At 62.7% G+C, this 12,085-nt stretch carries 13 protein-coding genes; 10 read left to right on the plus strand and 3 right to left on the minus strand.

The window, feature by feature from the left end; genetic code table 11:
* Positions 1-166: 166 nt before the first annotated feature.
* Positions 167-2,206: a lytic transglycosylase domain-containing protein gene (locus NKI24_RS02935; protein ID WP_352743491.1), complete on the minus strand. Its 2,040-nt coding sequence runs from the start codon at positions 2,204-2,206 to the stop codon at positions 167-169.
* A 326-nt stretch (positions 2,207-2,532) separates the two neighbouring features.
* Between NKI24_RS02935 and dapA the strand changes: the two genes are divergently transcribed.
* The 4 genes from dapA to NKI24_RS02955 all read left to right on the plus strand — a co-directional run bounded on the left by dapA (position 2,533) and on the right by NKI24_RS02955 (position 5,383).
* A complete protein-coding gene (dapA, locus tag NKI24_RS02940; protein ID WP_352449009.1) occupies positions 2,533-3,414 on the plus strand; it encodes a 4-hydroxy-tetrahydrodipicolinate synthase in 882 nt (293 codons plus the stop codon).
* A gap of 25 nt (positions 3,415-3,439) precedes the next feature.
* Positions 3,440-3,919 (plus strand): SsrA-binding protein SmpB, encoded by a 480-nt coding sequence (gene smpB, locus NKI24_RS02945; protein ID WP_023768487.1) that lies wholly within the window; start codon positions 3,440-3,442, stop codon positions 3,917-3,919.
* Positions 3,920-4,025: 106 nt separating this feature from the next.
* Positions 4,026-4,754, plus strand: a complete 729-nt coding sequence (locus NKI24_RS02950) for a GH25 family lysozyme (RefSeq protein ID WP_352743271.1) — start codon at positions 4,026-4,028, stop codon at positions 4,752-4,754.
* Positions 4,755-4,861: 107 nt separating this feature from the next.
* The gene (locus tag NKI24_RS02955; RefSeq protein ID WP_352743273.1) at positions 4,862-5,383 is read left to right on the plus strand and encodes a hypothetical protein; all 522 of its coding nucleotides are present in this window, start codon (positions 4,862-4,864) and stop codon (positions 5,381-5,383) included.
* Positions 5,384-5,413: 30 nt separating this feature from the next.
* Here NKI24_RS02955 and NKI24_RS02960 read toward each other — a convergent pair whose 3' ends face one another.
* Both NKI24_RS02960 and NKI24_RS02965 read right to left on the minus strand, forming a co-directional pair.
* Positions 5,414-6,091 carry a uracil-DNA glycosylase gene (locus tag NKI24_RS02960; RefSeq protein WP_352743275.1) on the minus strand — a complete coding sequence of 226 codons (678 nt, stop codon included), beginning with the start codon at positions 6,089-6,091 and terminating at the stop codon, positions 5,414-5,416.
* On the minus strand, positions 6,088-6,669 hold the full coding sequence (locus NKI24_RS02965) for a LabA-like NYN domain-containing protein (protein ID WP_352449005.1): 582 nt from the start codon (positions 6,667-6,669) through the stop codon (positions 6,088-6,090). The genes NKI24_RS02960 and NKI24_RS02965 overlap by 4 nt, the downstream gene beginning before the upstream one ends.
* Positions 6,670-6,948: 279 nt before the next feature.
* Between NKI24_RS02965 and rpoZ the strand changes: the two genes are divergently transcribed.
* From rpoZ to acpS, 6 genes are all read left to right on the plus strand, one after another.
* Positions 6,949-7,350, plus strand: coding sequence for a DNA-directed RNA polymerase subunit omega (gene rpoZ / locus NKI24_RS02970; protein WP_023677773.1), 402 nt, complete (start codon positions 6,949-6,951; stop codon positions 7,348-7,350).
* A 111-nt stretch (positions 7,351-7,461) separates the two neighbouring features.
* Positions 7,462-9,690, plus strand: a complete 2,229-nt coding sequence (locus NKI24_RS02975; RefSeq protein WP_023677772.1) for a RelA/SpoT family protein — start codon at positions 7,462-7,464, stop codon at positions 9,688-9,690.
* A gap of 107 nt (positions 9,691-9,797) precedes the next feature.
* Complete coding sequence (gene pyrE / locus NKI24_RS02980; RefSeq protein WP_352449004.1) at positions 9,798-10,376, plus strand: orotate phosphoribosyltransferase; 579 nt, start codon at positions 9,798-9,800, stop codon at positions 10,374-10,376.
* Between the two features lie 42 nt (positions 10,377-10,418).
* Positions 10,419-10,829, plus strand: a complete 411-nt coding sequence (locus NKI24_RS02985; protein WP_352706642.1) for a VOC family protein — start codon at positions 10,419-10,421, stop codon at positions 10,827-10,829.
* A gap of 231 nt (positions 10,830-11,060) precedes the next feature.
* Positions 11,061-11,642 (plus strand): DUF2062 domain-containing protein, encoded by a 582-nt coding sequence (locus tag NKI24_RS02990; protein ID WP_023677769.1) that lies wholly within the window; start codon positions 11,061-11,063, stop codon positions 11,640-11,642.
* Positions 11,639-12,052 (plus strand): holo-ACP synthase, encoded by a 414-nt coding sequence (gene acpS / locus NKI24_RS02995; RefSeq protein WP_023719885.1) that lies wholly within the window; start codon positions 11,639-11,641, stop codon positions 12,050-12,052. Before NKI24_RS02990 ends, acpS begins: the two co-directional genes overlap by 4 nt.
* Positions 12,053-12,085 lie beyond the last annotated feature (33 nt).

The raw sequence follows: 12,085 nt of genomic DNA on the forward strand, positions 1-12,085 counted from the left end.
AAATTGGGGGCTCTTCCTTCTCTCCTTGTGGGAGAAGGTGGATCGGCGCGTTAGCGCCGAGACGGTTGGGGGTGTTGGACGGAGCGTTGTCGGAACCAAGCTGGAGCACCCCTCATCCGACCGAGCTTCGCTCGGCCACCTTCTCCCACAAGGAGAGAAGGAAAGGCTAACCCCGGCCGTTCACCAGATCTCCGACAATATCGTACTTGCCGGAGATACGCATCTTGTAGACCTCGTAATTCTCCATCACGCGCTGAACGTAACTTCTTGTTTCCGTATAGGGAATCCGCTCGATCCAGTCGACGACTGCATCGACGTCCTTGCCGCGCGGGTCGCCGTATTTCGTCACCCACTGGGCGGCGCGGGCGGGGCCGGCATTATAGCCGGCGAAGGTCAGCACGTAGGAGCCGTCGAAGCGGCCGAGCTGCTCGCCGAGAAAGGCGGCGCCCAGCGTTGCATTGTAGCCGGCATCAGTGGTCAGCCGGGCCTGCGAGAAAGTCATGCCGGCCTTCTTCGCCAATTGCTTGGCCGTGCCTGGCATCAGCTGCAGCAGTCCGCGTGCGCCGGCGCTGGAGACGGCGCCGATGTTGAACTCGCTTTCCTGGCGGGCAATCGCATAGGCCAGCGCCTTGCCCGAGCCGGAAATGTTGGCGGTGTCGGGAATGACGCCGAGCGGATGCGACAGCGCGCCGACGTCGATGCCACGTGCGCCGGCGATCTTGCCGACCTTCAGCGCCATGAAATGGTTGCCTTGTCTTTCCGCCAGCATCGCAAGCAGCGCCAGTTCGCCGGGGCTGCTCAACTGCCCGGCAAGGTCGCGGTAGAGGGTTTCGGCATAGCGGTCATAGCCTGCCTGCTGCAGCCGCTCGATGGCGCTGACCGCCTCGCGGGTGGCAAAATTCCGGCGGTCGGCGGCACTTGGCTGGGGGTAGACGATGTTGAGGATCTGCCGGCCGACGCGCTCGCCGGCGAGCTGGCCGTAAAAGGTCGTGCCGTAGCTGGCGGCGCGGCTGAAATAATCCTTGGCACTGCCGGGCCCGCCGACTTCGGCGGCACGGCCGAGCCAGTAATAGGCGCGCGACAGCGACATCGGCCCTTGGGCGAGCTCCGCGATTTGCGCAAAATGCTTGGCGGCGGTGCTCGGGTCGTTGAGGCCGCGCAGCGCGTACCAGCCCGCATGGAATTCCGCCTCGGCAGCATTGGCGGGACTTTCGGCGGCATGCGCGGCGACTATTCTGTAGGCGGTCTTCATGTCGCCCTGGTCGACCAGCTCGCGCGACAGCACCCGGCGTTCGACCCACCAGGCGTCCGGATCGACCAGAGCGTCGCGGTCGCCCGGCGCCTTCAGCACCAGCGCGGCGGCATCGGAAAATTTCTGTTGCTTGCGCAGATATTCGGCTTCGGCAAAGAGATAGCCGGCCGCCCGCTGCGCTGCCGGCACCGCCTTCAGCAGCTTGGCCGCGTTCTTGTCGCCTTTGGTGACTGCCGCCCAGGCATCGGCCAATTGCTGGGCGCCGGCGAGACCGGCGACGCGCAGCGCCGAAGCGACCCGATCGGCATAGAACATGCGCTCCATGCGGAAGCGATGGTCGGCGGCCGGGATCAGCGCGCCGAACTCGCGGATGACCGCCGCCTCGTCCGTGGCTTCGAGCTTTTCGGTGCGCCAGAATGGCGACAGCACCGAGCGCGCCGCCTTCGTATCGCCCAGCGCTACATAGGAGCGGGCAAGGATCACCACGCCCTCGAAGGTCAGCGGCTGGCTGCCGTCGAACGCCCGCACCACGACCTGTGGCGCGGGGTTCTCGCGATAGAGCGCGCGCTCGCTGTTCTTGCGCAAGGCGATCGTGCCCGGCCAGTTCGGCAGCATCTTCGCGGCATCGGCGATTTCGCCGCTCGGCACCTGGTCGCCGCCATAGAGGGCAATCGCCCAGGCAAGGATGTGCCGATCGAGCGATTTGGCCGGCAGCGTTTCACGCACTTGGCGCGCGCGCTGAATGTCGTTTGCCGCCAGCGCATTGAGACCGCTCTTCAGCGCCGCGACGCTGGCGGATGGCGAAGGGGACTGCTGCAGTGCATCGTTCTGCGGCTCCGTCATCGGGATCGCCGACGTGACCTGCCCATCGACGCTGCCGCCGATCGCCGCGCCGGGGATCAGCACAACGATCGCGCCGAGAAGCGCGAAAAGACGAGGCCGCCTGGTCGGCATGGATTTGGTCATTTCCTATTCTTCGAGCTACCACTGGCACAGATGAACTGCAGCCTATTCGTCTGTGATGAAGGGCCCGTAAAGAAAACCTTATCGAGGTCGTTCGAATTGCAATTGCTGGCGCAATGCTTGCCGCGCAACAATGTCGAGACTATGGTGCGCCGCTTCGCTTTCGGCTAGAAGGCGCGCACGACAAACACCTACAGCGCCACGGGTCTTCTCAGACGCGCAAAGGACGTTGTAGCAATTTAAATTTGGCGCATGACCCTTTCCGAAATCGACTGCGATTTTCGGGGTCATGCGCTAGTCCCAAGGAGTTGGACGACATGCTAAGAGGCTCGCTGACCGCGCTCGTCACACCGTTCGAAAAGAGCGGCCGTTTCGACGAGAAAGCCTTTCGCGCGTTCATCGCCTGGCAGATCGCCGAAGGCACGACCGGCGTGGTCCCTGTCGGCACCACCGGCGAGTCGCCGACGCTGTCGCATGACGAGCACCGCCAAGTCGTCAAGGTTTGCATCGAGGTCGCCAAGGGCCGGGTTCCGGTCGTCGCCGGCGCCGGCTCCAACAACACCGACGAGGCGGTCGGCCTGGTCCAGTATGCCGAGAAGGCGGGCGCCGACGCGGCCCTTGTCGTCACGCCTTATTACAACAGACCGACGCAGCGCGGCCTCTATGCGCATTTCGCCGCCGTCGCCAAGGCGACCAGCCTGCCGATCATCATCTACAACATTCCACCGCGCTCGGTGGTCGACATGAGCCCGGAGACGATGGGGCAATTGGTGCACGACTTTAAGAACATCGTCGGCGTCAAGGATGCCACCGGCAAGGTCGAGCGGGTTTCGGAGCAGCGCGCCACCTGCGGCAAGGATTTCATCCAGCTCTCCGGCGAAGACGCCTCGGCGCTCGGCTTCAACGCGCATGGCGGCGTCGGCTGTATTTCGGTGACGGCAAATGTCGCACCCAGGCTTTGCGCTGAATTCCAGGAGGCAACGCTTTCCGGCGACTGCGCCAAGGCGCTCGACCTGCAGGACCGTCTGTTGCCGCTGCACAAGGCGATTTTCATGGAGCCCGGCGTTTCCGGCGCGAAATATGCGCTGTCGAAGCTGGGCAAGGTCGAGAACGTGCTGCGCTCGCCGCTAATGACGGTCGAGCCGTCGACCGCCGAGAAGATCGACGCGGCGATGAAGCACGCCGGCTTGATAAACTAGGGATGAGGCGCCACCTCTCCGCATCATGAATCAAGTCAGAAAAGCCGATCCCAACAACAAGACCGTTGCGGAAAACCGCAAGGCGCGGTTTTCCTATGAGGTGCTCGACACGATCGAGGCCGGCCTGGTGCTGACCGGTACGGAAGTGAAATCGCTGCGCCAGGGCCAGGCCAACATCCAGGACAGCTACGCCTCGGTCGAGGGCGGCGAGATCTGGCTGATCAACTCCTATTTGCCGGAGTATCTGCAGGCCAACCGCTTCAACCATGAGCCGCGCCGCCGCCGCAAACTGCTGCTCAACAAGCGCGAGATGGCCAAGCTGGCGCAAAGCGTCGACCGCGAAGGCATGACGCTGGTGCCGCTGAAGATCTACTTCAACGACCAAGGCCGTGCCAAGCTGCTGCTCGCCGTTGGCCGAGGCAAGAAGCTGCACGACAAGCGCGAGACCGAAAAGCAGCGCGACTGGTCGCGCGAGAAGGGCCGGCTGCTGAAGGAGCGAGGGTGAGGAGCGGTCCGCGAAGCGGAGGAAAAGCCAGCGATTTGGCTTTTCGAGCGACGAACGCCCGGAGCCATAGCGGCGGGCAGCGCGGACCAAAAGGGATAGGTCTCGTTTGAAAAACCGGATCGTCTTATGGGGCGCGGCCGGTCTGCTCGTGGCGGGCCTCGTTCTGGCCGGCGGCTATACCTACTTCCAGACGTTTTCTCCGGACCGCGGCAAATATCCGGTCAGGGGCATCGACGTCTCCCATCATCAGCGGCAGATCGACTGGCGGCGTGTTGCCGCCGACGATGTCGCCTTCGCCGTGATCAAGGCGACGGAAGGCGGCGATCATGTCGACGATGCCTTCGCCGCCAATTTGCGCGCGGCCCGCGCCGCCGGTCTTGCCGTCGGTGCCTATCATTTCTTCACCTTCTGCAGACCGGGTGCGGATCAGGCACGCAACTTCATCTCGGTGGTGCCGCACGATCAGCCTTTGCTGCCGCCGGTGGTAGACATCGAGTTCGGCGGCAATTGCCCGCAGCGGCCAACTCCCGAACAGCTGAGCGCCGAACTCTCCGCCTTCCTCGGCCCGGTCGAGGCGGCGTTCGGCAAGACGGCGATCCTCTATGTGACCGACGAGGTGGCGCAAGCCTATGCCGGGCAGCTAGCCAGCCGCCCGCGCTGGCTGCGTTCGCTGGCGCTGCGGCCGGGCCATGACGACTGGATCTACTGGCAGTACCACAACCGGGGCCGCGTCGACGGCATCAGCGGCGACGTCGACTTGAATGTTCTCCAGGGCGGACCTGCGACGCTGGCCGCATTGTTTGCCGCAGCGCCTGAAGCGACAGCGTCGGATTGATGCTATTCCTGTCCACCAAAACACCCTCGATGGCACGAAGACAGAGCGACGATGCGTTCCCCTTGTGGCTATTCATATCGCAGGCGGCGCCGTGCTAAGTACATTTGATGCCGGAGCGACCTTCATCAACCAATGACAGCAACGCCCCGCCTGCTGCGATGGACGGCGGCGACCCCCGCCTGGCATTTGTCTATGCGGAGGCGGTGCGTGGCCTCCAGCACCAGCAGGGCGTGGTTGAAAGTCTCAATACGCGCGCCGGCAATCTGATCTTCGCAACCGCGTTCGCGAGTTCTCTCCTCGGAGGCAGGGCGCTCCTGGATGGCGTGGGGCCTTGGGACTGGCTGGCGCTGACATTGCTTTTTCTTATCGGGCTGCTGGTCGCGATTATGGTGTGGCCGTATTATAACTATACGTTCCGTTTCGATCCAGAGAAGCTGCTCCAGGACTTCGTCGATCAGCACCCTCCCGCAACCCTGGACGGGATGCACCGAGCGCTTGCGCTGCGCATCAAATCCGACATGGCCAGCAATTGGCGGATCATCCAACGCCTGCGCGTCGCGCTGCAGTTCGCACTGTTTCTATGGTTGCTGGATCTCCTGGCCTGGTTGGCCGCGATCGCCCGAATCTAGGGGCTGTGCGCCGGCGGGCCTCGTCCGACTCTAGGTCTTCAGAAAAACTTCTATCTGATTGAAAACGTTGACGAACATCGCTTCCGTCAGCACGCCCGTATTGGTGTTGTAGCGCGAGCAATGGTAGCTGGAAAACAGCGCGATGCCATTGGCCTGCTGCTGCCCACCATGCCGGAACGGATAGGCGGCAACGCGTTGGCCGAGCGCCCGCACGGTCGACTGGTGCGCGATCGAGCCGAGCGCCAGCACCGCGCGCAGATTTGAAAACCGTGCGATCGTCGGCACCAGGAACGTCCGGCAAGTCGCTATCTCGGCGCCAACCGGCTTGTTCTCCGGCGGCACGCAGCGCACCGCATTGGTGATCGCCGTACCGACAAGCTCCAGCCCGTCATCTGGTCGCGCTTTGAATTCGCCGCGCGCAAAGCCGTGCGCGATCAGCGTGTTGTAGAGCAGGTCGCCGGCAAAATCGCCGGTGAAGGGGCGTCCCGTCCGGTTCGCGCCGCGCAGGCCCGGCGCCAGCCCGACGATCAGCAACCGCACCGCATCCTCGCCTTCCGGCGGCAAAAAGGTCGGCACCGGCGCGTTGAACCAGGACGGCTCACGCTGCCGCCATTCGGCTCTGAAATCATGCAGCCGCGGACAGAGCGGGCAGTCGCGATCGGGCTCGGGAGAGACGGCCGGCGGCGCGGTCAAGGCGACGATCGTCAATAGTCTTCCTCGTCGGCCTCGGCCGGTTCGGGCCGGCGCACCGGCCGCTCCGACGGATCGCGGCCGACTTCGTTCTTGAGTGTCATCAGGTCAATGAAATGGTCGGCCTGGCGGCGCAGATCGTCGGAGATCATCGGCGGCTGCGAAGCCATGGTCGAGACGATCGACACCTTGCGCCCGCGCCGCTGCAGCGCCTCGACCAGCGTGCGGAAATCGCCGTCGCCCGAAAAGATGACATAATGGTCGACGACATCGGCAAGCTCGAGCGCATCGACGGTCAGCTCGATATCCATATTGCCCTTAATCTTGCGCCGGCCGGTCGAGTCGGTGAATTCCTTGGCCGGCTTGGTCACCACCTTGAAGCCGTTATAGTCGAGCCAGTCGATCAGCGGCCGTATCGAGGAGTATTCCTGATCCTCGACCAGCGCGGTATAGTAATAAGCGCGCAGCAGATAGCCGCGTTTCTGGAAGCTCGCCAGAAGTTTGCGGTAATCGATGTCAAAGCCCAGCGCGCGCGAGGTGGCGTAGAGATTGGCACCGTCGATAAAGAGAGCGATTTTTTCACGAGGATCGAACATGGAAAAATGTCCTTTTTCGAAATAAGCGGTCGTCTAAATGGGTGGCGACTATCGGCCGGTCTGATAATAGACCTGTTCGCCTTCATCGTTCGAGATAACGCCAGTTTTACGGCAATCCAAGGCACCATGCCGCACCGCAAGCAATTGTGATCGGCGCTGTGTCGTCGCAGGCGGCCCGCGTCAGAGCTGCGCACCGCCATAAAAGCTTGTATTTTGGCGGCGTTCGGGTTATGGACCGCGCCTGTTTTCCATCAAATCCAGGCATGAAAGGGGCAACTCATGGCCCGCGTAACCGTTGAAGATTGCATCGACAAGGTCGACAACCGCTTCGAGCTGGTGCTCTTGGCCGGCCACCGCGCCCGTCAGATCAGCCAGGGCGCGCAGATCACCGTACCGCGCGACAACGACAAGAACCCGGTCGTTGCGCTCCGCGAAATCGCCGAAGAGACGCTGTCGCCGGACGACCTCAAGGAAGATCTCATCCATTCGCTGCAGAAGCATGTCGAGGTCGATGAGCCGGAAGCCGATGGCGAGGCGATTGCCGACCAGACCGGCAGCGCCGTTGCAGCCACCGATGCCGACGACGCCGAGGACAACGTCACCTTCGATCGCATGACCGAAGAAGACCTGTTGGCCGGCATCGAAGGCCTGGTGCCGCCGGAAAAAAGCGACGATTATTGATCTTACCGACAACTGCCGACACTTTCGCGTCGGCAGTTTCGTGGCTATCTATGACATGCGCCGTACGCCAGTGCGGCGCATGATTCATTTCAGCATTGCGAGATCCCGCCCATGATGCGTCAGTATGAGCTTGTCGAGCGCGTGCAGCGCTACAAGCCTGACGTCAACGAGGCGCTGCTCAACAAGGCCTATGTTTACGCCATGCAGAAGCATGGCCACCAGAAACGCGCCTCCGGCGACCCGTATTTCTCGCATCCGCTCGAAGTCGCCGCCATCCTCACCGAAATGCACATGGACGAGGCGACGATCGCCGTTGCCTTGCTGCACGACACGATCGAGGACACCACGGCGACCAGGGCCGAGATCGACGAATTGTTCGGCCCGGAAATGGGCAAGCTGGTCGAGGGCCTGACCAAGCTGAAGAAGCTCGACCTCGTCTCGAAGAAGGCCGAGCAGGCGGAGAACCTGCGCAAGCTGTTGCTGGCGATCTCGGAAGACGTGCGCGTGCTTCTGGTCAAGCTCGCCGACCGCCTGCACAATATGCGCACGCTCGACCATGTGCCGGAAGCCAAGCGCCTGCGCATCGCCGAAGAGACGATGGACATCTACGCGCCGCTGGCCGGCCGCATGGGCATGCAAGGCATGCGCGAGGAGCTGGAGGAGATTGCCTTCCGCTTCATCAATCCGGAAGCCTACCGCGCCGTCACCGCACGGCTGGCCGAAATCTTCGAGCGCAACAAGGGCGTGCTGTCGGAGATCGAGAAGGCGCTCTCCACGCTGTTCGACAAATATTCGATCAAGGCCGAGGTCAAGAGCCGGCAGAAGAAGCCGTGGTCGGTATTCCGCAAGATGGAGGCCAAGGCGCTGTCGTTCGAGCAGCTGTCCGACATTTTCGGCTTCCGCGTCGTTGTCGAGACGGTCGAGGACTGTTACCGCGCGCTCGGCGCCATCCACACCACCTGGTCGATGGTGCCCGGCCGCTTCAAAGATTATATCTCGACGCCGAAGCAGAACGACTACCGCTCGATCCACACCACCATCGTCGGCCCGTCTCGCCAGCGCGTCGAATTGCAGATCCGCACCTATCAAATGAACAAGATCGCCGAATACGGCGTCGCGGCTCATTCGATCTATAAGGATACCGGTGGCAAGATGAATGGTGCCGCCCATGCGATCTCGAAGGAAACCAATGCCTATGCCTGGCTGCGGCGCACCATCGAGCAGCTTGCCGAAGGCGACAATCCCGAGGACTTCCTCGAAAACACCAAGCTGGAACTGTTTCAGGACCAGGTATTCTGCTTCACGCCGAAGGGCATGCTGATCGCGCTGCCGCGCGGCGCCACGCCGATCGACTTTGCCTATGCCGTCCACACCGACGTCGGCGACACTTGCGTCGGCGCCAAGGTCAATGGCCGCATCATGCCGCTGATGACGGAGCTGAAGAACGGCGACGAGGTCGAGATCATCCGCTCGAAGGCGCAGGTCCCGCCGGCGGCGTGGGAATCGGTGGTCGTTACCGGCAAGGCACGCTCGGCCATCCGCCGCGCCACCAAGAACGCCATTCGCAAGCAATATTCGGGTCTCGGTATCCGCATTCTGGAGCGCGCCTTCGAACGCTCTGGCAAGACCTTCACCAAAGAAAGCCTGAAGCCGGTGCTGCACCGGCTGGCGCGCAAGGACATCGAGGATGTACTGGCCGCGGTCGGCCGAGGCGAACTTGCCTCCACCGATGTCATGAAGGCGGTGTTTCCCGACTACAAGGACGAGCGTGTCACGCTGGTCGCGCCCAAGCAGCGCGAGGAGGGCTGGTCGAAGATCCGCAACGCCGCCGGCATGCTGTTCCAGATTCCGGGCCGCGCCGCACGCAAGGACAAGAACCAGCCGCGCGACGACGCGGTGCCGATCCGCGGTGTGCGCGGCGATCTGCCGGTGCGCTTCGCGCCGGAAGGGGCAGTGCCAGGCGATCGCATCGTCGGCATCGTGCAGCCGGGAACCGGTATCACCATCTATCCGATCCAGTCGCCGGCGCTGCAGGCCTTTGACGACCAGCCCGAGCGCTGGATCGACGTGCGCTGGGATATTGACGAGCGCACCAAGGAGCGGTTCCCGGCGCGCGTCTCGGTCACCGCCATCAACGCGCCGGGTTCGCTGGCCGACATTGCACAGGTCGTCGCATCCAACGACGCCAACATCCACACTCTGTCGATGGTGCGCACCGCGCCCGATTTCACCGAAATGCTCATCGATCTTGAAGTGTGGGACCTCAAGCACTTGAACCGGCTGCTGTCGCAGCTAAAGGACAATTCGAGCGTCAGCGATGCAAGGCGCGTGAATGGGTGAATAGTGAATAGTGAATAGTGAATAGTGAATAGTGAATAGTGAATAGTGAAGAGGGTGCTCTCACTACCATTCACCATTCACCATTCACCATGGACATGGAGTGAACGATGAACACCGATGAAGTGCTGGGCATTTTCCGCGAGGCCGGCGCCGTTCTCGAAGGGCATTTCATCCTGACGTCGGGCCTGCGCAGCCCGGTCTTCCTGCAGAAGGCGCGCGTTTTCATGCATGCCGACAAGACCGAGCGCTTGTGCAAGGCGCTCGCCGAAAAGATCCGCACTGGCGTGCCCGGCAGGATCGACTACGTCGTCGGCCCGGCGATCGGCGGGCTGATCCCGGCCTATGAGACCTCGCGCCATCTTGGTGCGCCGGCGATCTGGGTCGAGCGGGAAGGGGGCGAATTCAGGCTGCGCCGCTTCGAGATCGCCAAGGGATCGCGCGTCGTCATTGTCGAGGACATCGTCACCACCGGCCTGTCGATCCGCGAGACCATCGACTGCCTGCGCGGCCTTGGCGCCGAAGTCGTTGCCGCCGCATGCATCATCGACCGCTCGGCCGGCAAGACCGATGTCGGCGTGCCGCTGATCGCGCTCGCCGAATATGAAGTTCCGGCCTATCCTGCCGACATGCTGCCGCCCGAGCTCGCCGCCATACCGGCGATCAAGCCGGGCAGCCGCAATATCTAATGCATGTCGCCCAAAAGTGTGCGGCGGTTTTGGGACAACGACATGCATAAAAACAAGTCAAGAGACGCTGCCGTGATTGCCGGCATCGATCATTTCGTGCTGACAGTTCGTTCGGTGGACGATACCTGCGCCTTCTATCAGCGCGTGCTTGGCTTCGAGCGCCTCGACGAGCCGGATCGACCAACGGCGCTGCTGTTTGGAACGCAGAAGATCAATGTGCATAAGGTCGGGCGTACCTTCGAGCCGAAGGCCAAGGCGCCGACGCCGGGCTCCGGAGATTTCTGCTTGATTGCTGCCCGGCCGCTCGCCGAGATATGTGCCAACCTCGCCGCCAATGGCGTGGTGATAGAGGTCGGCCCGGTCGAGCGTGTCGGCGCTCGGGGCGCGATGATGTCGGTCTATTTCCGCGATCCGGACGGCAACCTCGTCGAGGTCAGCGAATATCGATCCTAAGTGACGCTCCTTAAATTCGCCGCGATCATGCCCTGTTCAGAACGGCGACACCCAGGGCCGGCGCGAGCGGCCACCGAGCGGATGCCGTCGGCCTCGTTGTTCTTCGGCCAGCGCATCGCTATATCAAAGTCGTAGTTGCTTTTGGGCGACCGCAGAGCGCAGCATGGGGCTGTCGCGCCCGGCTGGAGAAGCCGGCGTGAAGCTATTGACGGAACTAGGAACAGGAACAGAGTGCTTTTTCGACGGCGCAAGCCTGATGGTTTTTTCGAGCGGGTGCGCACTTATTTGTGGCCGCGCCGCTCGTTCTCGCGCTCGCTGCGGTATTTTTCCAAGCGCATCCTGCGGCTTAGGGCCACGCCGCATGCCGTGGCCGCAGGTGTTGCGGCGGGCGTATTTGCGTCGTTTTTCCCGCTTGGCTTTCACTTCATCATTGCTGCCATCCTGTGCTGGCTGATCGCCGGCAATCTGGTCGCGGCAGCACTCGGCACGGTCTTCGGCAACCCCCTGACCTTTCCGCTGCTATGGGCCGCCTCCTGGGAGGTCGGCAAGCTGATCCTGCATGAACACCTGCCGGCGCATGGCCCGCCCGCGCATCTCGGCGACATGCTGCATAATCTTTCCTTTGCGCAATTGTGGGGACCGGTGCTGAAGCCGATGACGATCGGCGCAATACCGCTCGGCCTGGTTTTCGGCCTGCTGTTTTACGGCATCACCCGCTGGGGCATGGTCACTTTCCACGAGCAGCGCCGCAAGCGGCTGGCCGAAAGAGCGGCAAAGGCTGGAAAAACCGGGCCGGAAGTTCCTGCCGAATGATTATCGGTATAGGCAGCGACCTCATCGACATCAGACGCATCGAGAAGTCGCTGGAACGCCATGGCCAGCGCTTCATCCAGCGCATCTACACCGAGATCGAACAGGCGCGCTCCGAAAACCGCGCGGCGCGTGCGGCCTCCTACGCCAAGCGTTTCGCTGCCAAGGAAGCCTGCGCCAAGGCACTGGGTACCGGTCTGGCGCAGGGTGTGTTCTGGCGCGACATGGGGGTCGTCAACCTGGCCAGCGGCAAGCCGACCATGGCGCTGACCAATGGGGCGGCAGCGCGGCTGGACGAAATTCTGCCTGAAGGGCACCGCGCGGTGATCCACCTCACCATCACCGATGATTTTCCGCTCGCTCAAGCCTTTGTGATCATTGAAGCGTTGCCGGTCGAAGAAGCGCCACATTGATTGCATCTGACCACCGGCATGACGTTGCCCAGC

Origin of the sequence: Mesorhizobium sp. M0701 (assembly GCF_040320365.1) — a bacterium.
Lineage (GTDB): Bacteria > Pseudomonadota > Alphaproteobacteria > Rhizobiales > Rhizobiaceae > Mesorhizobium.